We start from the raw sequence: 21231 nt of genomic DNA, 5'->3' as shown, positions 1-21231 counted from the left end.
CGCTACGCCTGACACCCGGAACGCGCCACGCCCATCTCCTGGAACGCGCGCCGGGCCGCACCCCGCAGGGCACGGCCCGGTCATGTATGCGTCGTCTCCGAGCAATCGCGTGTCAGCGGCGCGCCGGGAAGTGGCGGATCACGCCCTCCTGGACGGTTGTCGCGAGCAGGTCGCCGTTCCGGGCGTAGAAGTGGCCGCGGGCCAGGCCGCGGGAACCCGCCGCCACCGGGGACTCGGTCGCGTAGAGCGACCAGTCGTCGAACCGGAAGGGCCGGTGGAACCAGATGGAATGGTTCACCGTGGCCGCGATGATGCGGTCCCAGCCCCAGGACAGCCCGTGCGTGGTGATGATGGAGTCCAGCACCGTGGTGTCGGACGAATATGCCAGCGCCGCAACGTGAATCAGCGGGTCGTCGGGCAGCTGCCCGTCGGTGCGCATCCAGACCCGGTTGTGGCCGAGGCTCTCGCCCTTGCCCTTGAGGATCCAGGCCGGGTCGTTGGTGTAGCGCATCTCGATGGGATGCGGTGCGTCGACGAACATCTGGAGCTTGTCCTCCAGACCCGCGAACGACTCCTCCACGCGCGGAAGGTCGTCCGGCCCCGGGACATCGGGCAGGGGCGCGCCGTGCTCGAGCCCCTTGCCCCAGTCCTGGAAGGCGGCGAGCATGACGAACAGCTCCTGCCCGTCCTGGTACGCCGTCACCGTGCGGTTGGCGATGGAGCGGCCGTCCCGATGCCGATCGACGTGGTATTCGATCGGCTGCTTCGGGTCACCGCCACGGACGAAGTGCGCGTTGACCGCGTGGATCGGACGCTCCGGACCCACCGTCCGGCCCGCGGCGATGATCGCCTGCGAGACGAGCTGGCCGCCGAACGTGCGGCTCCACACCTTCTCGGGATGGTGTCCGAGGAAGATATCGGGACCGTTCTCCTCCAGATCCAGCAGGCGCAGCAGCTCCCGCAGATCGTCGGACAGACCGGTCCCCTCGGGGTCCGCGACGACGTCCGAAGACGTCTCGTCCAGCGACGCACTCAAATTAGTGGTCCTCCTCGCCGATGCGATGCACGTGGATCAGGTTGGTGGACCCGACAGTACCCGGCGGCGAGCCGGCCACGATGACCACGAGGTCACCCTTCTTGTACCGGCCGATCGAGAGCAACGCGTTGTCCACCTGGTGGATCATCTCGTCGGTCGTGCCCACCGGAGGAACGATGAACGTTTCCACGCCCCACGTCAAGGCGAGCTGACTGCGAATCGCGGCCTGCGGGGTGAAGGCGAGCAGCGGCAGCGGGGTGTGCAGGCGGGCCAGGCGGCGCACCGTGTCACCGGACTGCGTGAAGGCAACCAGCGCTTTGGCATTCAACCGCTCGCCGATGTCGCGGGCGGCGTAGGAGATGACACCGCGCTTGGTCCGGGGCACGTGGGTCAGCGGCGGCACCCGGGTCGAGGACTCGGATTCCACGGCGTGCACGATGCGGGCCATGGTGCGCACGGCCTCGATCGGGTAGTCGCCGACCGAGGTCTCACCGGAGAGCATGACCGCGTCCGCACCGTCGAGCACGGCGTTGGCCACGTCGGAGGCCTCGGCGCGGGTCGGGCGGGAGTTGGTGATCATGGACTCCAGCATCTGGGTGGCCACGATGACCGGCTTGGCGTTCTCGCGCGCCATCTGCACCGCGCGCTTCTGCACCAGCGGCACCTGCTCGAGCGGCAGCTCCACGCCGAGGTCGCCGCGGGCGACCATGATGGCGTCGAAAGCCAGCACGATGGCTTCCAGATTGTCGATGGCTTCGGGCTTTTCGAGCTTGCCGATGACCGGCACCCGGCGGCCCACGCGATCCATGATGTCGTGCACCAGCTCCACATCGGAGGGCGAGCGCACGAAGGACAGCGCGATGAAGTCCACGCCCAGGTTCAGGGCGAATTCCAGGTCGTCGATGTCCTTTTCGGACAGCGCGGGCACGGACACGTCCATGCCGGGCAGCGAGACGCCCTTGTTGTTGGAGACGGGGCCGCCCTCGGTGACCCGGCAGATGACGTCGTTGTCCTCGACACGCAGCACGGTCAGCCCGACCTTGCCGTCGTCCACGAGCAGCCGGTCGCCGGGCTTGGCGTCCTTGGCGAGGTGTTTGTAGGTGGTGGAAACCCGGTCGTGAGTTCCTACGATGTCGTCGACGGTGATACGGACTTCCTCGCCGGTGTTCCAGACGGTCTTGCCGTCGCCCTCGAACCGGCCCAGCCGGATCTTCGGGCCCTGCAGGTCGGCGAGAATACCGACGGCGCGGCCGGCCGTATCGCTGGCAGCGCGCACCTTCTTGTAGTTCTCGGCATGATCGGAGTGCTCGCCGTGGCTGAAGTTCAGGCGCGCAACGTCCATGCCACTTTCGACGAGCTCACGAATCCGGTCCTCGGATGACACTGCTGGTCCGAGGGTGCACACAATCTTCGTTCGTCGCATCACGCGTTCAACCCTAGACCTGTGACAACCCTCATGCCGACCCCGGCACACACATATACAGATCTCGTAAGCAGCCGTTCAGCTATCTCACGATCAACGCGCAACGTGCCGGGCCAGACGGGTTTCCAGTCGAGTCTGACCGAAGCCGAGGACCAGGCATATTACCCAGTAGTAGATTGCCGCGACGCCATAGAGCGCGAAGAAGTCGAAGGTCGGCGCGGCGGCCATTTGCGCGGTGCGCAGCAACTCGGTCACCAGAATGGTGGAAGCGAGCGACGTGTCCTTCACCAGGGAGATGAGGGTGTTGGACAGCGGGGGCACCGCGATGCGGGAGGCCTGCGGCAGGATGATCAGCCGCAGCGCCTGCGCATAGTTCATGCCGACCGAGTAGGACGCCTCCCACTGGCCCTGGGCCACCGAAAGAATCGCGGCCCGAATGATTTCCGCCGCATAGCCGCCGACATTCAGGCTGAACGCGATGATGGCCGCCGGAAACGGCTCCAGCACGATATTGAAGGCGGGCAGGCCGAAGAAGATGATGAACAGCTGCACCAGCAGCGGCGTGCCGCGAATGATCGAGATGTAGAAGCGCGCGGCCGCGTGCAGCGGCCACACGCTCGACATCCGGGCCAGCGCCACGAACAGCGCTATCGTCAGGCCGATCACGAAGCTGATGGCGGTCAGCGGCAGCGTCTTGGTGACCGTGGCCTCCAGCATGGGCCAGAGATTGTGCCGTACCAGCGCCCAGGTGGCGTCGTCCATCGTCGAATTGCCCTGTGTCGCTTACTTGCTGACGTCGGTGCCGAAGTACTTGTCGGAGATCTTGGCGAGCGTTCCGTCGGCGCGCAGTTCGTCGAGCGCCTTGTCGACCTGATCGGTCAGCGCCTGCGAGTCCTTGCGGGCGGCGAAGGCCTGCTTGGAGACCTCACCGGTCTTGCCGACGACCTGGATGGTGCCGGTGCCCTGCTGCTTGGTGTAGGCGTTCACCGCGAGGGTGTCGTTGACGGTGGCGTCGGCACGGCCGGTCTTGAGCAGTTGCACCGCCTCCACGAAGCCGGGGATGGCCTCGACCTTGCAGCCGGCGCCCTTGGCGGTGTCGGCCCAGTTGGAGGTCTCGGACTGGGCGCAGGTCTTGCCGTTCAGATCGGCCAGGGCGTGGACGCCGTCATTGCCGGTCTTGGTGACGATGACGCCCTCGGAGACGGTGTAGGGCTGGGAGAGCGAATACTTCTGCTCGCGTTCGGGTTTGATGGTGACCTGGTTGGCGATGAGGTCCACGCGCTTGGATTCCAGTGCGGCGAACAGCGAGTCCCAGGGGGCGGTGGTGAATTCCACCTTCTTGCCGATCTTGTCGCCGACGGCCTTGATGACGTCGACGTCGTAGCCGGTGAGGGTGCCGTTGTCCTGGTAGGTGAACGGGGAGTAGTTGCCCTCGGTGCCGACTTTGAGCGTGTTCGCGTCGTCCTTGCTCGAACTGCATGCGACGAGCCCTGCGGCGGCGACAACGGCGAGCATGACGGCGGTGAGCTTACGGCGCACGACGGGGACCTCTCCTCGGGCGTGGCTGACCACGCGACAAAACAACCGACAAAGGGTACGCCGCGAACCGACCGGGCGGCACGGCAACCATCAGGATGCGCGAAACTCTGGCGCGAAATCGCGCCCGATGATAAGCGCGAACGGCCGCCACCCGGTCGGGTGGCGGCCGTTGGACGCGGAAGTATCGCCGTCAGTCGCGCAGCGGACGTCCCTGCAGGTCGGGGACCTTGCCGGTGAGCATGAGAATGCCGTCGATCAGCGACCAGACTCCGCAGCCGCCGCAGGTGATCAGCTGCAGCACACCGATCGTGGTGTAGCCCAGGTAGAACCGGCCGACACCGAAGTGCCCGATGAAGATCTGCAGCAGGCCCGCGGTGAGCTTGCTCTTGTCCGAGAACGGAACTCCGAATTGGTCGCGGCCGAACGGGGCTTCCGGGTCACCGCCGTAGGGCCCGGCCGGGCCCGGTATCGGATACGGCATCGGTTGGTCGTACGGCTGACCCGGCTGGCCGTACGGCTGACCCGGCTGGCCGTAGGGCTGCTGGCCCGGGTACGGCTGCTGACCGTAGGGCTGCCCGTACTGCGGGCCGGTGCCGGGAACGCCGTACTGCGGCCCGTCCTGCATCGGCGGCTTGTCGAATGGGTCGGTCACTCACGTCCTCCTGATCGCGGTCAGCAGCCATTCTTGCCGGACTCGACCGTCTTCGCCTGGTCGACCGCGGTGGACTCCGTCTCGTCCGGCTCGGAATCGCCGGTTTCGGAAGAGATATCGCGCTCGGTCTCGGATTCGTTGCCGCCGGCCGGGGGTTCCGTTCCGGTGTCACCGGTGGATTTTTCGGCGGTCGGCTCGTCGACCTCGGTGACCGCAGCCTTCGAATCCCCTGCCGCGGAGCCGGTTCCGGCCGCCGCACCTGCCGCCCCGAACGCCCGCAGCGCACCGAACTGCCACGGCCAGGGCCGTTCCACGCCGGCGCGCAGCTGGTCGGCGGTCTCACGGCCCTTGGTGGCGAACAGGAAATAGGCCACGGCGCAGACGAATACGATCGCCGAGGTGAAGGTGTTGATGCGGAGGCCCAGGATGTGGGTGGCCTCGTCGTCGCGCAGCAGCTCCACGAAGAAGCGGCCGAAGCAGTAGACCGCCACGTAGAGCGCGAACAGGCGGCCGTGGCCGATGCGGAACTTGCGATCCACGTAGAGCAGCACGGCCACGCCGAGCAGGTTCCAGATCAGCTCGTAGAGGAAGGTCGGCTGCACGATCTTCTCCGCCGGGCCCGCGGCGGTGCCGTTCATCATGTCCAGCTGGCCGCTGTGGTCGTAGCGCAGGAAGATCTCCAGGCCCCACGGCACCTTGGTCTCGCGGCCGTAGAGCTCCTGGTTGAAGTAGTTGCCGAGCCGGCCGACGGCCTGGGCCAGCAGGATGCCCGGGGCGATGGCGTCACCGAAGGCGGGCAACGGAATCCGGTACACCCGGCAGCCGATCCAGGCGCCGATGCCGCCGAGCAGCACCGCGCCCCAGATGCCGAGGCCGCCCTCCCAGATCTTGAGCGCGTTGATGGGGTGACCGCCGGCGCCGAAGTACTTCTGCCAGTCGGTGGCCACGTGGTAGAGCCGTCCGCCGATCAGGCCGAACGGCACCGCGAACATGGCCACGTCGAGCACCATGCCGGTCTGGCCGCCGCGCGCCACCCACCGCTTCTCACCCAGCCAGATGGCCGCGATGATGCCGAGGATGATGCAGATGGCGTACGCCCGCAGCGGGAACGGCCCAATGTTCCAGACCCCGCGCGGCGGGCTGGGAATGTAGGCCAGGACATCGGCACCGGCGCTCTCGGCAAGGGCTCGTATGGTCACGAGTCCCCACCGTAGCCCAACAGGCCTGCGGCATGCTGTCTCAGGTCGGCGCGCGCCGTGGGATTCGCCGCCGCGGGTCGCGCCGGCACCCGGTAACGCAACGGATATACGAAGCGGCGCGCATCCCCGCACCGCCGGACAACGCCCAAGGGTGCGTACCGAATTCGGTACGCACCCTTGGGTATTGCCTTGGTTACGAGGAGACCGCCGCCGAGCGGACGCCCTGCGCCAGCTCCGCCGTCAGCGTCCGGACCGCGTCCAGACCCTGTGCCGCCGCGGTCACCAGGGCCGAGCCCACGATGACACCGTCCGCATAGGAGGCGATTTCGGCCGCCTGCGCGCCATTGCGCACACCCAGGCCGACGCCGATCGGAATGTCGGAGTGGCTGCGCACCCGCGCGCACAGGGCCGGGGCCATGGAGGACACCGCGTCGCGCGCACCGGTCACACCCATGGTCGAGGCCGCGTACACGAAACCCTTGCTGGCTTCGAGGGTCTTGACCAGGCGCTCCTCGGTGGACGACGGCGCGACCAGGAAGATGCGATCCAGATTGTGGGTCGAGGACGCCACGAACCAGTCGTCGGCCTCCTCCGGAATCAGGTTGGGCGTGATCAGGCCGAGGCCGCCCGCCGCCGCCAGATCGCGGGAGAAGCTGTCGACGCCGTACTTGAGCACCGGGTTCCAGTAGGTCATGACGACGGCCTTGCCGCCCGCCTGGGAGATGGCCTCCACGACCTTGAACACGTCACGCACCCGGACGCCGCCGGCCAGCGCCTGCTCGGCGGCATGCTGGATGGTCGGGCCGTCCATCACCGGATCGGAGTAGGCGACGCCGACTTCGATGATGTCGCAACCGGATTCGACCATGGCCTTGCACACGTCGATGGAACCCTGGAGGTCCGGGTAACCGGCGGGCAGGTAGCCGATGAGCGCGGCGCGGTTCTCCTCGCGGGCGGCTGCGAAGGTGTTCGCGAGGCGGGACTGCTGGCTCACTGCTTCTCCCCTGCGTTCTCTTCGGCCTTGTCGAACAGCCCGAACCACTCGGCGGCGGTGTCCATGTCCTTGTCACCGCGACCGGACAGGTTCACCACGATGATCGCGCCCTCGCCGAGCTCCCTGCCGAGTTTCACCGCGCCCGCGACCGCGTGCGCGGACTCGATGGCCGGAATGATGCCCTCGGCACGGCTCAGCAGCAGCAGCGCGTCCATGGCCTCGGTATCGGTGATCGGGTAGTACTCCGCCCGGCCGATGTCCTTGAGGTAGGCGTGCTCCGGGCCGACGCCCGGGTAGTCCAGACCGGCCGAAATCGAATGGGATTCGATGGTCTGGCCGTCTTCGTCCTGGAGCAGGTAGGAGTACGCGCCCTGGAACGCACCCGGAGTGCCACCGGTGAAAGTCGCTGCGTGACGGCCGGTTTCGACACCGTCACCCGCGGCCTCGTAGCCGATCAGGCGCACGCCCGGATCGTCGATGAAGGCGTGGAAGATGCCGATGGCATTGGAACCGCCACCGACGCAGGCGGTTACGGCGTCGGGCAGGCGGCCGGTCAGGGCCTGCACCTGCTGGCGCGCCTCCAGGCCGATGATGCGCTGGAAGTCGCGCACCATGAGCGGGAACGGGTGCGGGCCCGCGGCGGTGCCGAAGCAGTAGTAGGTCTGCTCGGCATTGGTGACCCAGTCGCGCAGCGCCTCGTTGATGGCGTCCTTGAGGGTCTGCGAACCCGTTGTCACACTGATGACTTCGGCGCCGAGCAGCCGCATGCGGGCCACGTTCAGCTGCTGGCGCACGGTGTCGACCGCGCCCATGTAGACGACGCACTCGATGCCGAGCAGCGCGCAGGCGGTGGCGGTCGCGACGCCGTGCTGGCCCGCGCCGGTCTCGGCGATGACGCGGGTCTTGTTCATGCGCTTGGCCAGCAGCACCTGGCCCAGCACATTGTTGATTTTGTGAGAACCGGTGTGGTTCAGGTCTTCCCGCTTCAGCAGGATGCGCGCGCCGCCGGCGTGCTGCGCCAGGTTCTGACACTCGAACACCGGCGACGGGCGCCCGGTGTAGTCACGCTGCAGGCGATCCAGCTCGTCGAGGAAGTTGGGATCGACCCGGGCCTTGTCGTATTCGGCGGTGACCTCTTCGATCACGGCCATCAGCGCCTCGGGCACGTGCCGCCCGCCGTACACGCCGAAGTGCCCGCCCAGATCGGGTTCGTGGCTCTTGTGCGTGATGCCGTCACTGGCCTGCGGGAGGCCGAGACCGTTCTTGCCGGAGGCCATTTCGGAAGAAACTCCGTGAGTTTGCGTCATCGGCTCTTTCACCGTCCCCGGCGAACCGGCTTCGGGCACGAGGGGTGGGTTCCGGCGGTCACCAGCTCGGCCACCGCGGCGCGCGGGTCGCCGCTGGTCACCAGGCCCTCGCCGACGAGCACGGCGTCCGCGCCCGCCCCGGCGTAGGCCAGCAGGTCGGCGGTGCCGCGAATGCCGGACTCGGCCACCCGGATCACTTCACTGGGCAGGCCGGGGGCGATGCGCGCGAACACATCCCGGTCCACCTCGAGGGTCTTGAGGTTGCGGGCGTTCACGCCGATCACGCTGGCGCCGGCCTCGAGGGCGCGGTCGGCCTCCTCCTCGGTGTGCACCTCGACCAGCGCGGTCATGCCGAGCGATTCGGTGCGGTCGATGAGCGCGGACAGCACGTCCTGTTCCAGGGCGGCCACGATCAGCAGGATCACGTCCGCGCCGTGGGCACGGGCCTCGTGGATCTGGTACGGGCCGACGATGAAGTCCTTGCGCAGGATCGGAATGTCCACCGCCGCGCGAACCGCGTCGAGATCCGCGAGGGAACCGCCGAAGCGGCGCTGCTCGGTCAGCACGCTGATGATGCGCGCGCCGCCGTCCTCGTAGGCCCGGGCCAGGTCGGCGGGGTTCGGGATGTCCGCGATCGCACCCTTGGAGGGGCTGGCCCGCTTCACCTCGGCGATCACTCCGATCCCCTCCGCGTGCAGGGCGGCCTTGGCGTCACGCGGGGGTTTGGCCTGCGCGGCGGCTGCCTTCACCGCCTGGAAATCCAGAAGGGCTTCCCGAGCGGCCACATCCGCGCGGACCCCGTCGAGAATCGAGTCGAGTACCGTCATCTGGCTCGAATCCTTTCTGGGGAGACGGACTTGCTGCCTGAGAATCCCCCCAGGCGCTGTCTCACCGATGCTGATAAAGAGTAAATGGCTATGCTCCCGTGCTTGACAGCGGGGCGGGTACCGGCGGCGCTGCCGGTACCCCACCCAGCTCAGGGGCGGTTGTCACGCGCTGCCCCGTTACCCGGATCATCGTGCGCGGCAGGGTGATTGGTTTCATCGTCGGTCGGGTCGACGCCCTCGTCGAGGGCATCCCACAGCACGCGACCCGACAACTGCTTGTCGGCGGCGGCCGGGGTCCCGGATTCGTGGTCCTGGACCCGGGCCTGATGTGCGGCAACCTGCTCGGCCGCCGACAGCTTCCGCGCCGCCGGACTGTCGTACTTGCCGGACATCCGGGAGGTCCCGGACGACTGCCGGACCAGGAGCAGACCGGCCACGAACGCGGCCACCGCACCGGCCAGGCACACCACGGCCGGCAGCGTCGAGGTCGTCACCGCGCCCGCGTGGTCACCCCCGTGCAGTTCGGCCAGTCGCGTAGCGCGATCGGCGGTCCCCTTGTGCATGAGCAGGGCGTACGCGGGCACTGCGGACACCGCGGCCAGGACCGCGACCACCACGCCGACGCCGCGCCGCCACCAGCCGTGGGTGGCGAACACCGCCGCGATGGTGGCCAGGAAGACCAGCGCCAGTGGCGTCAGGGCCCCGAACCACACACCGCCGTTGAGATCTCGATGGCGCGGCAGGCCGTAGTCGCTGGTGATCTCGAGCCGGGCCCACGTCATGCGGGACGACCCCCAGAGCAGCGCCGCCGCGACCGCCAGCAGCGCCACCGCGGCGATCGGCCGCGACCGCTTCCGCGCCCCCGCGGCGTTCGTGTCGGCTTCCGCCGCAGCGGCATTCGCCTCGGCCAGGTCCGCCGCCTGCGCGCGTTCGGCAGTGCGCGCGGCGTCGGTCTCGGCGCGTGGATCGGTGCCGGCGGCACCGGTTTTCCCGGTGTCCGCCCCGGCGGGCTTCGAATCGGCTTGCGCCGCTGCGTTTTCCCGCTCCGCGCCGCCTTCGGGTGTTGTGCTGCCTTCGGGTGTCGCTTTCCGTTCCCGGCCCCTGGCCGGGTCCTGATCGCTCATTGATCCGCGCCGTTCGGGCGGTAGGCGCGCACGGTCTCGGCGGCAGCGATCGCCTTGAGGACGGCCATGGCCTTGTTGCGGGATTCGACGTCCTCGTAGTCCGCGTCGGAGTCGGCGACGATGCCGGCGCCGGCCTGGACATAGGCGGTGCCGCCCTTGAGCAGGGCGGTGCGGATGGCGATCGCGGTGTCGGCGTCACCGGCGAAGTCCAGGTAGCCGACCACACCCGCGTAGACACCGCGGCGGGTGGGCTCGAGCTCCTCGATCAACTCCATGGCGCGGACCTTGGGCGCACCGGAGAGGGTGCCCGCGGGGAAGCAGGCCTGGACCGCGTCGAGGGCGATCTTGCCGGCGCGCAGGCGGCCGCAGACCGTGGAGACCAGGTGCATGACGTGCGAGTAGCGCTCGACGTGACGGTACTCGGTGACGCGCACGGTACCGGGCTCGCAGACCCGGCCCAGATCGTTGCGGCCCAGATCGACGAGCATGAGGTGCTCGGCGTTCTCCTTCTCGTCGGCGAGCAGGCCCTTCTCGAGCAGGAGATCGTCCTCCTCGGTGACGCCGCGCCAGCGGGTGCCCGCGATCGGGTGCGTGGTGGCCACGCCGTCCTTCACCGTCACCAGCGATTCGGGGCTGGAGCCGACGATGGAGAACGCGGTGCCACCGGAGCCGTCCGGGATGTGCATGAGGTACATGTACGGGCTCGGGTTCGAGGCCCGCAGCATGCGGTAGAGGTCCAGCGGGGTGCCGTTGTAGTCCATCTCGAAGCGCTGCGAGAGCACCACCTGGAACGCCTCGCCGGCCTCGATCTCCTTGACCAGCCGGCGCACGCCCGCGCCGAATTCCTCGGAGGTGCGCTGCCGGCGGTAGTTGGGCTCGGGGCGGTCGAACACCGAGACGGTGGAGTCGGCGGGGGCGGCCAGGGCCTCGGTCATGCGGTCCAGGCGGGCCATCGCGTCGTCGTAGGCCGCGTCCACGTGCTCGTCGGTGCCGTTCCAGTTGACGGCATTGGCGATGAGGGTGATCGCGCCCTCGTGGTGGTCGAAGGCGGCCAGGTCGGTGGCCAGCATCAGAACCATCTCGGGGACCTGCAGGTCATCGGTGGCGATGCTGGGCAGGCGTTCGAGGCGGCGCACGGTGTCGTAGCCGAGGTAGCCGACCAGGCCGCCGGTCAGCGGCGGCAGACCGGGCAGCCGCTCGGTGCGCAGCACCTGCAGCGACTCGCGCAGCGCGGCGAGCGGATCGCCGCCCACCGGCGCGTCGGCGGGAGTCTGGCCGAGCCAGGCCGCCGCGCCGTCGATCACGGTCAGCGCGCTGGGACTGCCCGCGCCGATGAACGACCATCGCGACCAGGAGCGGCCGGTCTCCGCCGATTCCAGCAGGAAGGTGCCGGGCCGGTCCGCGGCCAGTTTGCGGTAGGTCGAGAGCGGAGTCTCGGAGTCCGCCAATACCTTTCGGACCACCGGGACCACCCGGTGGTCGGCCGCGAGCGCCCGGAACTGCTCCCGGGAGGTGGTGGTATCGATAGCCGCGTTCAGAGGCAAACCATGCGCGCCGTGCATTCACCCATCATTCCAGGCCCGCCCGACGCTATCTAAATCGCGCTCCCCGCCCAGCCGAGCAAGCGGCCGCGGCGAATACCTGAAGCGGTCATCACTACACGCGCGGCGGTCTCCACACGCGGTGGATCGTCACTGCTCCGGCAGCAAGATGGAGAGGTCGCACGCGGTTATCCCCATTCTCGAGAGGAGTTCAACACAGATGTACCCCTCGCAACCGATGGCACCGGAGGGTCCACGCCACCCCGCTCCGCAGCTGGCTCCGGGCGGGCTGCCCGGCCAGCCGCCCCGGATGATGCATATGAACCACGGCTGGAAGTACTCCGCCATCGCCTCGTTCGTCACGTATGTGAAGGCCCTGGAAGCGCTCGATCCGCGCAGCTTCCCGGACGAGTACGCCGAGTACAGCGACCGCATCAGGGAACTCGAGCCGTTCCTGCGCGCCCACGGGATCCTGGACGTCATGGATATCAAGAACCCGGAGGTCGCCGCCCTCATCGGTGTGTGAGGTAGGACCGGCACCCGGTGCCGGGGGTGGTTGGGGCTCCGGGGGCCGTTCCCCGGACCCTCGAGCAGAGGCCCGGTGGGGCCCGGTTCGCGGGGCGCCAAGCCCGAAGCCCAGCAAAGGATTTCATCGGGGGCTCTGATAGCTCGTGCACGATGAATTGGGGGTAGGGTGCGGGTATGAAGGTTGGTCAGCTCGCACCCAATTTCGAACTTCCGGACCAGTCGGGGACCGTGCGGTCGCTCGAGTCGCTGCTCGCGGACGGACCGGTGGTGTTGTTCTTCTATCCCGCGGCGAACACGCCGGTGTGCACGGCCGAGGCCTGCCACTTCCGGGATCTGGCAACGGAATTCAAGGCCGCCGGGGCGACCTGCGTGGGGATCAGCGCGGATTCCGTCGAGGTGCAGTCCGGGTTCGCGGAGAAGCAGGGACTGAGCTATCCGGTGCTGTCCGATCCCGGAGCCAAGGTGGCCGCCGAGTTCGGCGTGAAGCGCGGCCTGCTGGGCGCGCTGGTGCCGGTGAAGCGGACGACCTTCGTCATCGATCAGGACCGGACCGTCGCCAAGGTCATCAACAGCGAGATGCGCGCGAACGTGCACGCCGACGAGGCGTTGAAGTTCCTGCGCGAGCGCTGAGCAGGTTCCCGCGCGAGCGCTGAGCCCCCACCGCGTCGCTCCTGTGCGCGCCAACAATTCGGACATACGCTGAGCGCATGACTACGCCCAGCACCGACCAGGAGCGAAAGCCTTCAACCTTCGTCACGTGGCGCAATCGCATCATTGGCGGAGTGGTGGCCGCGGTCGTTTTGTGGCTGGTGTATCTGATGCTGGCCGCATTCATTCCACGGTGGTGGGCGCAGCGCATCGGCGAATGGGTGAGCGGGAGTTTCGCCAAGGGCATCTGGTACGGCCTGATAATGGGCGCGGTATGTACGGCTGTGCCACTTTTCCTGTTCCTGGCCGCAGGACTCAGCTGGCGTAAACGGGGCGGCATGTTTATGGCGGGCGGCGCGGCGGTTCTCGCGATCGTCATCGCCATCCCGAATTTGATGACGCTGACCATCGTGTGGGGCAACTCGAATGCCGCACACGCCGGTGAGCGCATTCTCGATGTCGACGGGCCGGGATTCCGCGGTGCCACGCTGGCGGGTGCGATCGTGGCCGCGTTGCTGTTCCTGCTGATGGCATTTCTCTTGGGGCGCAGGCGATTCCGCCGGTACCGTGCCGAACGCCGGCACGCCGAACCGGAAAAGCCTCGCGTGGAGCCCGAAACTCCGACACCTCCGCCCGAACTCGGCGCGAACTGAATCCACTCGCGACACGCGTGATCGATGTCACGTCATTCGGCAACACCGTGACTGGCGAGCGAAATCGTGGCAAACTTTGACGTGCGAGTGACTCGTTCGATGCTGTTTCGCCGGCTCTCCCACGGGCCGGCACAACACGTCACTTGGCTGCTACGAGAGGGCGCGCACGGTGACCAAGTGGTTGAATCCCATGGAGCAGCGAGCGTGGCGTACCCTTGTCGCGCTCACCACCAGACTCCCCGCCGCATTGGATACCCAGCTACAACGTGAGTCCGGGATTACCCATTTCGAATACTTCGTGATGACTCTGCTCTCCGAAGAACCAGGTCACCGGTTGCAACTGAGTGACCTTGCGCAAAAGGCAAACGCATCGCTATCCCGGCTCTCGCACGTGGTCTCCAAACTCGAACGGCTGGGCTGGGCCGAGCGTGTCACCATTACCGGTCGCCGCGGCGCGCAGGCGGTGCTGACCGATGCCGGATATCAGAAGATCACCGAGGCCGCGCCCGGGTATCTGGAGTGCGTGCGCGGCCTGGCGTTCGACGGGCTGGACGCCGAGCAGACAAAGCAGCTGCTGGAACTGGGCGAGACCCTGGTGGCACAGCTGGACAAGGGCATGGCCCGCGGGCTCGGCCGCGCGGGGCGGCCGATCTCGCATCTGGACATGGACCCGAACGAATCGGGTTGACGCCGAAGGCTGTTCACCGACGCTGCAAGCTGGCTCGCCGAGGCCGGAAACCGTTGCCGCTCAGTCCTCGTCGGTGAGCAGCCGGTCGCCCTGGGACAGCAGCACGTCGGTGTCGAAGCAGGTGTGGGTGCCCGTGTGGCAGGCCGCGCCCTCCTGGTCGACGACGAGCAGCACGGTGTCGCCGTCGCAGTCCAGCCGTACCTCGTGCACGTACTGGGTGTGGCCGGAGGTCTCGCCCTTGACCCAGTACTGCTGGCGCGAGCGCGAATAGTAAGTGCCCTTGCGGGTTTCCAGGGTGCGGGCCAGCGCCTCGTCGTCCATCCACGCCATCATGAGCACGTCGCCGGTGCTCTTCTCCTGCGCGATGGCGGCGAACAGCCCGTCGGAGTTGCGCTTGAGGCGCCGCGCGATCGCGGGATCCAGGGTGCTCATCGAACGGTGATTCCTTCCGCGCGCATGGCGTCCTTGACCTGGCCGATGGAGAGGTCGCCGAAGTGGAAGACACTGGCGGCCAGCACCGCGTCCGCGCCGGACTGCACGGCGGGCGCGAAGTCGGCGACCTTGCCCGCGCCACCGGAGGCGATGACCGGCACCGAGACCGCGGCGCGCACCGCGCGGATCATGGGCAGGTCGAAGCCCGCCTTGGTGCCGTCGGCGTCCATGGAGTTGAGCAGGATCTCGCCGACGCCCAGTTCGGCTCCGCGCACGGCCCATTCGACGGCGTCGATGCCGGTGCCGCGCTTGCCGCCGTGGGTGGTGACCTCCCAGCCGGACGGGGTCGCGGGCTGCCCCTCGGGCACGGTGCGGGCGTCGACCGACAGCACGATGCACTGGGAGCCGAACCGCTCCGACATTTCGCGCAGCACCTCGGGGCGGGCGATGGCGGCGGTGTTGACCGACACCTTGTCCGCGCCCGCGCGCAGCAGCCGGTCCACGTCCTCGACGGTGCGCACGCCGCCGCCGACCGTGAGCGGGATGAAGATCTGCTCGGCGGTGCGGGTGACCACGTCGATCATGGTGCCGCGGTCGCCGGTGGAGGCGGTGACGTCGAGGAAGGTCAGCTCGTCGGCGCCCTGGGCGTCGTAGGTGGCCGCGAGTTCCACGGGATCGCCCGCGTCCCTGAGGTTTTCGAAATTGACGCCCTTGACCACGCGCCCGGCATCTACGTCCAGGCACGGAATCACGCGTACGGCCACCGTCATTTCACGACCTCTGTCTTCAGCATTGCTCTGCCTCTCCTCGGACCCGGTCGGCGGTGTCCGCGATCAGGTCCAGTAGTTCCTCGTGCACGCCGGGCGCGGCGGCCAGCACCGAACCGGATTCGATGGTCCAGTCCCGGCCCAGCAGGTCGGTGACCACGCCGCCGGCGGCCCGGACCAGGGCCACGCCCGCGGCGTTGTCCCACGGATGATGTCCGAACACCACGGCCCCGCCCAGAATTCCCGAGGCGGTGTAGGCCAGGTCGATGCCGGTGGAGCCGTACATGCGCTGGCGGCCGGACAGCCGGCTCAGCGCTCCCAGCAGGTTGAAGCGGAAGATGCCCGGAATCCGGCCCGCCCCATCGATATTGAAGCTGCCGAAGCCGATCATCGCGGTGGCGAGCTTGGCCGGGGCCAGGCTCGGCAGCGGGTTGCCGTTCAGCAGCAGCGGGCCGTCCGCGACCGCCGCGTAGCGCTGGCCCAGGACCGGCAGCCAGGTCAGGCCGATGACCGGGACGCCGTCGCGCACCAGCGCCAGCAGCATGCCGCACATGGGGCTGCCCGCCGAATAGTTGAAGGTGCCGTCGATGGGGTCCAGCACCCAGGCGGTGCCGGAGGTCAGCTGCGGACCGCCGAATTCCTCACCGTGCACCGGGATTCCGGTGCGTTCGCCCAGCCGCTGCGAGATGGTGCGCTCGAGCTCCAGGTCGAGTTCGGTGGCGAAGTCGTTGCGCCCCTTCTCGACCGCGCTCGGCGCCCCGATGCCCTCGACGAAACGCGGTGCGGCGGAGTCGAGAACCTCACTGGCGATGCCGAGCAGTTCGGCGAGTTCAGCGGCCACGGCGCTAGCGAACCGCGGCCAAGGCTTCGGGCAGGGTGAACCGGCCCGCGTACAGGGCCTTGCCGATGATCGCGCCCTCGACGCCCTCGTCCACCAGCGTCGCGATGGCACGCAGGTCGTCGAGCTGGGAGATGCCGCCCGACGCGATGACCGGGGCCTCGCAGGCATTGGCGACCTGGCTCAGCAGGTCCAGGTTCGGCCCGGTCAGTGTGCCGTCCTTGGAGACGTCGGTGACCACGTACCGCGAGCAGCCGTCGCGCTCGAGGCGCTCGAGCACCTCCCACAGGTCGCCGCCGTCGGTCACCCAGCCGCGGCCGCGCAGCCGCCACTCGCCGTCGATGAGCTTCACATCCATACCGACGGCGATCTTGTCGCCGTACTCGCCGATGGCCCGGGCACACCACTCCGGATTCTCGATCGCCGCGGTGCCGAGGTTGACGCGCGCGCAGCCGGTGGCCAGCGCGGCCTTCAACGACTCGTCGTCCCGAATCCCGCCCGACAGCTCGACCTTCACATCGAGTTCGCCGATCACCTCGGCCAGCAGTTCGCGGTTGGAGCCCTTGCCGAACGCGGCGTCCAGGTCGACCAGATGCACCCACTCGGCACCGGCGTGCTGCCAGGCCAGCGCGGCGTCGCGCGGCGAACCGTAACTGGTTTCGCTGCCCGCCTCCCCCTGAACCAGGCGCACAGCCTCACCATTGGCGACATCGACGGCAGGTAGCAGCACAAGACTCACGGGGTAAGCCTAGTGGTTGCCCGCCGTCACACCGACCGCAGGGTGAACCGCGTCAGCCGCCCACCGCGCGGCGGAAACGATTTCCGGGGCGGGGGCACGCGGGCGGTGTCACGCTGTGGGGAGGTCGGGGTCGTCGATCGAAGGGAGCTCGTTGTGCGGAAGGTGGGGCTGGTCGTGCGGAAGGTGGGGATCGGGCTGGCGGCGCTGGCGCTGGCCTGCGGTGCGGCCGGGTGCGGCGACAGCGGCGGGTCGGGGGCGCGGCCCGGCCCGGCGGCGAGCACCGCGGCGCAGGCCGGGGAGCCGACGGCGGTGACCACCACGCGCACACCCGCGGATACCACGGCGGGGACGGGAGCGCAGCCGTGCAAGCCCGAGCCGGGGGTGATTCGAAGTGCCGCCGCCACATTGGCTCCGGTCGAGGTGGTGCCGGGGACGCCGTGGAAGTGGGCGTTGCCCGCGGCGGGGGCGCGGACGACGGTCAATGACATCTGCTCGACCCTGTCGGCGTACTTGATCACGATCGAGGGGGCGACGGCCAGCTCACCCATGCAGGTGTTGCTGTTCCATCGCGGGAGCTACGTCGGCACCGCGGACCCCAGGTGGAATTCGTTCATCTCCCCGGATCCGAACCACACCACCGACGACACCGTGGGGCTGCGGTACAAGATCCCCGGCAGCTGCAATGCCTGCTCGGACGGAACCTTCTACTGCGTCCAATTCCATTGGGACGGAACCAAGGCGCAGATGGCCGGGCGGCCGCCGGAGGTGTCGGGGACGACCGTGACGCCCGGGTCGACCAGGTGCTGAGGCGGGGGTCAGCCGTCTCGGGTATGGGATTCGAGGACCCGGTTCAACGTCAGGACGAAGTTGGCGCGTTCGGCGGCGGTGAAGCCCGGGAGTAGTTCTCGCTGGGCCGCTTCCAGGCGTTCGTCGAGGTCGGCCAGGTGGGCCCGCCCGGCGGGCGTGAGCCTGAGGGTGTTGCGGCGGCGGTCGGTGGGGTCGGGGGTGCGGTGGAGGAGGCCGCGGTCGGCCAGGTCGTTGACCGCGGCGACCACGTCGCTGCGGTCGATGCCGGTGCGGCGGCCCGCCTCGGCCTGGCTGAGGGGGCCGTGTTCGTCCAGGGTGGCGAGCAGGGCGTAGTGGTAGCGGCGGGAACCGGTGGGCTCCAGGGCTTTCTCGGTGCAGCGGTTGGCGATGATCGCGACCTGGCCGATGAGGCGGGTGGGAAGAGCGCGCAGCCGGCCGGAGGCCCCTTGGGGCGCGGTGTCCATGAGAGGAATCTAGCAACACTTGTTGGGGACACCCACAATCGGTTACATTGGTTCCACCAACGTTGGAGCTACCAACAAACTCGTCGAAAGACCGTAGCCATGAATGCGATCGACACCACAACCCGGCAATTCCAGGACCTGGCCGACAAATTCGAGATCACCGAGCTGGTCCACCGCCTCGGCCGTGCCCTCGATGAAGGCGACTGGGAGGAGCTCGCCGCCCTCTACACCGCCGATGCCACCGCCCGCACCCCCGGCGGCCTGGCCACCGGCCGCACCGCCCTGGTCACCCAGGCCGGCCGAAACCACTCCCCCGACCGGCAGATCCAGCACGTCATCAGCGGCATCCTGATCGATCTGGACGGCGACACCGCCAAGGTCCGGGCCAACCTCCTCGTCGTCTTCGCCTGGGGTCCTGCCCAAGACCCCACCCTCGGCTCCCAGCCGCGCCTGACCCTGGGCGAGGTCTATCGCTTCGACGCCGTCCGCACCCCCGACGGCTGGCAGTTCTCGAGCGTGGCCTCCAAGCCCATCTGGTCGGTCGGTACCCGGCCCGAGCCGTCAGCGGCCTAGAAACGACCGAAACCCCCGCCGGGAGCGGGGGTTTCGGTCGTTTCGGGGGCCGATCAGATCGAGTCGACCCAGTTGCGCAGGAGTTGGGCTCCGGCGTCGCCGGACTTCTCCGGGTGGAACTGGGTGGCCGACAGCGGGCCGTTCTCCACCGCGGCGAGGAACGGGACGCCGTGTTCGGCCCAGGTCAGCTTGGCCGGGGCGATCTGGCTGCCGCCGTCGTCGGTCCAGGCCCAGTGCTGGGCGGCGTAGGAGTGCACGAAGTAGAAGCGGGTGTCGGCGTCCATGCCCGCGAACAGGACGCTGTCCTCGGGAGCCTTCACCGTGTTCCAGCCCATGTGCGGGAGGACGGGGGCGTCCAGACGCTCGACGGTGCCGGGCCATTCGCCGCAGCCCTCGGTTTCCACCCCGAATTCGACGCCGCGTTCGAACAGGATCTGCATGCCGACGCAGATGCCGAGCACCGGGCGGCCGCCGGAGAGGCGCCTGCCGATGATGCGGTCACCGCGCACGGACAGCAGGCCCGCCATGCAGGCCGCGTACGCGCCGACACCGGGGACCACGAGACCGTCTGCGTTCAGGGCGATTTCGGGGTCGGCGGTAATGGTGACGTCCGCACCGGTACGGGCCAGGGCGCGGCCGGCGGAGTGCAGGTTGCCGGAGCCGTAGTCGAGCAGGGCGATCGTCTTGGTCATAGCGAGCCCTTCGTGGAGGGGACGCCGGACACGCGCGGGTCGTACTCGACGGCGGCGCGCAAAGCCCGTGCCACGGCCTTGTATTCGGCCTCGGTGATGTGGTGCTGGTCGCGGCCGTAGAGCACGCGCACATGCAGGGCGATGCGGGCGTTGAGCGCGATGGACTCGAACACGTGGCGGTTGATCACGGTCGAGTACGACGCGGTCGGAGCCACACTCGGAATGATGGTGTGCAGCATGTGATCCGGCTCGCCGGTGTGCACGCAGTACGGCCGCCCGGACACGTCGACGACGGCGTGCGCGAGGGTTTCGTCCATCGGGATGAAGCAGTCGCCGAAGCGGCGGATGCCCTTCTTGTCGCCGAGCGCCTGGCCCAGGGCCTGGCCGATGACGATGGCGGTGTCCTCGACGGTGTGGTGGGCCTCGATCTCGATGTCGCCCTTGGCCTGGACCGTCAGGTCGAAGCTGCCGTGCTGGCCGAAGGCGGTCAGCATGTGGTCGTAGAAGGGGACGCCGGTGGAGATGTCGGTCTTGCCGGAGCCGTCCAGATTGAGCTCCACCACGATGCTGGATTCGCGGGTGGTCCGCTCGACCCGGGCGATGCGGTCGGCACGGTCGGTGGTCATCGGGCGATCAGCTCCTCGGACGCCAGTTTCGCGCTGACGCGCAGGAATTCGTCGTTCTCGGCGGCCAGGCCGATGGTGGTGCGCAGGTAGCCGGGGATGCCGACATCGCGGATGAGCACGCCCTCGTCGAGGTAGTGCTGCCAGGCGCGCGGCGCGTCGGCGAAGCGGCCGAACAGCACGAAGTTGGCATCCGAGGGGATGACCTCGTAGCCCAGCTCGGCCAGCGCCGCCATCACCCGATCGCGCTGCGCCGCCAATTCGGCCACGCTGCCCAGGGTTTCGTCCGCGTGCCGCAGCGCCGCCCGCGCCGCGGCCTGGGTGACCACGGACAGGTGGTAGGGCAGGCGCACCAGCAGCATGGCGTCGATGACCGCGGGTGCGGCCACCAGGTAGCCCAGCCGCCCGCCCGCGAAGGCGAAGGCCTTGGACATGGTGCGGCTGACCACCAGTTTGGTGGGGTACTTGTCGATCAGGCTGATCGCGCTGGGCGCCGCGGAGAACTCGCCGTATGCCTCGTCGACCACCACGATGCCGGGCGCGGCCGCGAGGATGCGTTCCAGGTCCGCGAGCGGAATGCTGTGGCCGGTCGGGTTGTTGGGGCTGGTCACGAAGACCACGTCGGGGTTCTTCTCCCCCACCGTCAGCACCGCGTAGTCGATGTCGAGGGAGAAGTCGCCATTGCGCTTGGCCTCGATCCACTCGGTGTCGATGCCCTCGGAGATGATCGGGTGCATCGAGTACGAGGGCACGAAACCCAGTGCGCTGCGGCCGGGTCCGCCGAACGCCTGCAGCAGCTGCTGCAGGATCTCGTTGGAGCCGTTGGCGGCCCACACGTTCGCCGTGTCCACCGCGACGCCGGTCTGCCGAGTCAGGTAGGCGGCCAGATCGGCGCGCAGCCCGACCGCGTCGCGATCCGGGTACCGGTGCAGGTCGGCGGCCGCGGCGCGCACGGATTCGGCGACATCGTCGACGAGGGCCTTACTCGGCGGGTGCGGGTTCTCGTTGGTGTTCAGCTGCACCGGAACGGCCAATTGCGGTGCGCCGTAAGGACTCTTGCCACGCAGGTTCTCCCGCAGCGGCAGATCGTCGAGCGAGATATTCGATCCGGGGACGGTCACGGTACCTTCTTCCAGG

Annotated in this window: 26 protein-coding genes; 6 read left to right on the top strand and 20 right to left on the bottom strand. The window is 68.6% G+C overall.

Annotation, left to right across the window (positions count from 1 at the left end):
* Positions 1–112: 112 nt before the first annotated feature.
* The 11 genes from ACFXN1_RS39165 to ACFXN1_RS39115 all read right to left on the bottom strand — a co-directional run bounded on the left by ACFXN1_RS39165 (position 113) and on the right by ACFXN1_RS39115 (position 11663).
* Positions 113–976: an acyl-CoA thioesterase gene (locus ACFXN1_RS39165; protein WP_379402199.1), complete on the bottom strand. Its 864-nt coding sequence runs from the start codon at positions 974–976 to the stop codon at positions 113–115.
* Between the two features lie 61 nt (positions 977–1037).
* The gene (pyk, locus tag ACFXN1_RS39160) at positions 1038–2462 is read right to left on the bottom strand and encodes a pyruvate kinase (protein ID WP_364619557.1); all 1425 of its coding nucleotides are present in this window, start codon (positions 2460–2462) and stop codon (positions 1038–1040) included.
* 90 nt (positions 2463–2552) lie between these two features.
* On the bottom strand, positions 2553–3221 hold the full coding sequence (locus tag ACFXN1_RS39155) for an amino acid ABC transporter permease (RefSeq protein WP_379441733.1): 669 nt from the start codon (positions 3219–3221) through the stop codon (positions 2553–2555).
* 21 nt (positions 3222–3242) lie between these two features.
* Positions 3243–3998, bottom strand: coding sequence for a transporter substrate-binding domain-containing protein (locus ACFXN1_RS39150; RefSeq protein ID WP_379402147.1), 756 nt, complete (start codon positions 3996–3998; stop codon positions 3243–3245).
* 190 nt (positions 3999–4188) lie between these two features.
* Positions 4189–4650 (bottom strand): NINE protein, encoded by a 462-nt coding sequence (locus ACFXN1_RS39145; protein WP_379402146.1) that lies wholly within the window; start codon positions 4648–4650, stop codon positions 4189–4191.
* A 20-nt stretch (positions 4651–4670) separates the two neighbouring features.
* Positions 4671–5849: a prolipoprotein diacylglyceryl transferase gene (lgt, locus tag ACFXN1_RS39140; protein ID WP_379441731.1), complete on the bottom strand. Its 1179-nt coding sequence runs from the start codon at positions 5847–5849 to the stop codon at positions 4671–4673.
* A gap of 193 nt (positions 5850–6042) precedes the next feature.
* Entirely contained in the window at positions 6043–6843 is an 801-nt protein-coding gene (gene trpA / locus ACFXN1_RS39135; protein WP_379402144.1) for a tryptophan synthase subunit alpha, read from the bottom strand.
* Positions 6840–8120, bottom strand: coding sequence for a tryptophan synthase subunit beta (trpB, locus tag ACFXN1_RS39130; protein ID WP_379441729.1), 1281 nt, complete (start codon positions 8118–8120; stop codon positions 6840–6842). Before trpB ends, trpA begins: the two co-directional genes overlap by 4 nt.
* 38 nt (positions 8121–8158) lie before the next feature.
* A complete protein-coding gene (gene trpC / locus ACFXN1_RS39125; protein ID WP_379441727.1) occupies positions 8159–8977 on the bottom strand; it encodes an indole-3-glycerol phosphate synthase TrpC in 819 nt (272 codons plus the stop codon).
* Positions 8978–9126: 149 nt separating this feature from the next.
* Entirely contained in the window at positions 9127–10101 is a 975-nt protein-coding gene (locus tag ACFXN1_RS39120) for a TIGR02234 family membrane protein (protein ID WP_379441725.1), read from the bottom strand.
* Entirely contained in the window at positions 10098–11663 is a 1566-nt protein-coding gene (locus ACFXN1_RS39115) for an anthranilate synthase component I (RefSeq protein WP_379441723.1), read from the bottom strand. The genes ACFXN1_RS39120 and ACFXN1_RS39115 overlap by 4 nt, the downstream gene beginning before the upstream one ends.
* 199 nt (positions 11664–11862) lie before the next feature.
* Here ACFXN1_RS39115 and ACFXN1_RS39110 point away from each other — a divergent pair, with 199 nt between their 5' ends.
* The 4 genes from ACFXN1_RS39110 (at position 11863) to ACFXN1_RS39095 (ending at position 14159) form a co-directional block, all read left to right on the top strand.
* Positions 11863–12168 (top strand): hypothetical protein, encoded by a 306-nt coding sequence (locus ACFXN1_RS39110; protein WP_379441721.1) that lies wholly within the window; start codon positions 11863–11865, stop codon positions 12166–12168.
* Positions 12169–12344: 176 nt separating this feature from the next.
* A complete protein-coding gene (locus ACFXN1_RS39105; RefSeq protein ID WP_379441719.1) occupies positions 12345–12800 on the top strand; it encodes a peroxiredoxin in 456 nt (151 codons plus the stop codon).
* A gap of 77 nt (positions 12801–12877) precedes the next feature.
* Positions 12878–13471, top strand: a complete 594-nt coding sequence (locus ACFXN1_RS39100; protein WP_379441717.1) for a permease — start codon at positions 12878–12880, stop codon at positions 13469–13471.
* A gap of 190 nt (positions 13472–13661) precedes the next feature.
* A complete protein-coding gene (locus tag ACFXN1_RS39095; RefSeq protein ID WP_379441750.1) occupies positions 13662–14159 on the top strand; it encodes a MarR family winged helix-turn-helix transcriptional regulator in 498 nt (165 codons plus the stop codon).
* Positions 14160–14219: 60 nt separating this feature from the next.
* Here ACFXN1_RS39095 and hisI read toward each other — a convergent pair whose 3' ends face one another.
* The 5 genes from hisI to ACFXN1_RS39070 are packed head-to-tail and all read right to left on the bottom strand — an operon-like array spanning position 14220 to position 17483.
* Positions 14220–14591, bottom strand: coding sequence for a phosphoribosyl-AMP cyclohydrolase (gene hisI / locus ACFXN1_RS39090; RefSeq protein ID WP_379389818.1), 372 nt, complete (start codon positions 14589–14591; stop codon positions 14220–14222).
* Positions 14588–15361, bottom strand: coding sequence for an imidazole glycerol phosphate synthase subunit HisF (gene hisF, locus ACFXN1_RS39085; protein WP_379402136.1), 774 nt, complete (start codon positions 15359–15361; stop codon positions 14588–14590). The genes hisI and hisF overlap by 4 nt, the downstream gene beginning before the upstream one ends.
* A gap of 16 nt (positions 15362–15377) precedes the next feature.
* The gene (locus tag ACFXN1_RS39080) at positions 15378–16199 is read right to left on the bottom strand and encodes an inositol monophosphatase family protein (RefSeq protein WP_379441715.1); all 822 of its coding nucleotides are present in this window, start codon (positions 16197–16199) and stop codon (positions 15378–15380) included.
* A 4-nt stretch (positions 16200–16203) separates the two neighbouring features.
* Positions 16204–16935 carry a bifunctional 1-(5-phosphoribosyl)-5-((5-phosphoribosylamino)methylideneamino)imidazole-4-carboxamide isomerase/phosphoribosylanthranilate isomerase PriA gene (gene priA / locus ACFXN1_RS39075; RefSeq protein WP_354846023.1) on the bottom strand — a complete coding sequence of 244 codons (732 nt, stop codon included), beginning with the start codon at positions 16933–16935 and terminating at the stop codon, positions 16204–16206.
* Positions 16936–16961: 26 nt separating this feature from the next.
* Positions 16962–17483 (bottom strand): hypothetical protein, encoded by a 522-nt coding sequence (locus tag ACFXN1_RS39070; protein ID WP_379441751.1) that lies wholly within the window; start codon positions 17481–17483, stop codon positions 16962–16964.
* Between ACFXN1_RS39070 and ACFXN1_RS39065 the strand changes: the two genes are divergently transcribed.
* Complete coding sequence (locus ACFXN1_RS39065; protein WP_379402197.1) at positions 17386–17742, top strand: LppP/LprE family lipoprotein; 357 nt, start codon at positions 17386–17388, stop codon at positions 17740–17742. The two genes, ACFXN1_RS39070 and ACFXN1_RS39065, sit on opposite strands and share 98 nt — an antisense overlap.
* Positions 17743–17750: 8 nt before the next feature.
* Here ACFXN1_RS39065 and ACFXN1_RS39060 read toward each other — a convergent pair whose 3' ends face one another.
* On the bottom strand, positions 17751–18206 hold the full coding sequence (locus ACFXN1_RS39060) for a MarR family winged helix-turn-helix transcriptional regulator (RefSeq protein ID WP_379441714.1): 456 nt from the start codon (positions 18204–18206) through the stop codon (positions 17751–17753).
* A 99-nt stretch (positions 18207–18305) separates the two neighbouring features.
* On the opposite strand from ACFXN1_RS39060, the gene ACFXN1_RS39055 reads away from it, so the two are divergent.
* Positions 18306–18779, top strand: a complete 474-nt coding sequence (locus tag ACFXN1_RS39055; RefSeq protein WP_379402132.1) for a nuclear transport factor 2 family protein — start codon at positions 18306–18308, stop codon at positions 18777–18779.
* Positions 18780–18832: 53 nt separating this feature from the next.
* On the opposite strand, the gene hisH is transcribed toward ACFXN1_RS39055, so the two are convergent.
* From hisH to ACFXN1_RS39040, 3 genes are read right to left on the bottom strand one after another with little or no spacing between them, the layout of a single operon-like run.
* A complete protein-coding gene (gene hisH / locus ACFXN1_RS39050; protein WP_379402130.1) occupies positions 18833–19471 on the bottom strand; it encodes an imidazole glycerol phosphate synthase subunit HisH in 639 nt (212 codons plus the stop codon).
* On the bottom strand, positions 19468–20097 hold the full coding sequence (hisB, locus tag ACFXN1_RS39045) for an imidazoleglycerol-phosphate dehydratase HisB (RefSeq protein ID WP_354846012.1): 630 nt from the start codon (positions 20095–20097) through the stop codon (positions 19468–19470). Before hisB ends, hisH begins: the two co-directional genes overlap by 4 nt.
* Entirely contained in the window at positions 20094–21215 is a 1122-nt protein-coding gene (locus ACFXN1_RS39040) for a histidinol-phosphate transaminase (RefSeq protein WP_379402196.1), read from the bottom strand. Before ACFXN1_RS39040 ends, hisB begins: the two co-directional genes overlap by 4 nt.
* Positions 21216–21231 lie beyond the last annotated feature (16 nt).

It is taken from the genome of Nocardia sp. NPDC059154 (assembly GCF_042755705.1).
In the GTDB taxonomy this organism is placed as follows: domain Bacteria; phylum Actinomycetota; class Actinomycetes; order Mycobacteriales; family Mycobacteriaceae; genus Nocardia.
Note: the sequence above shows the minus strand (reverse complement) of the source record. Positions and strands in the feature narration are given on the sequence as shown.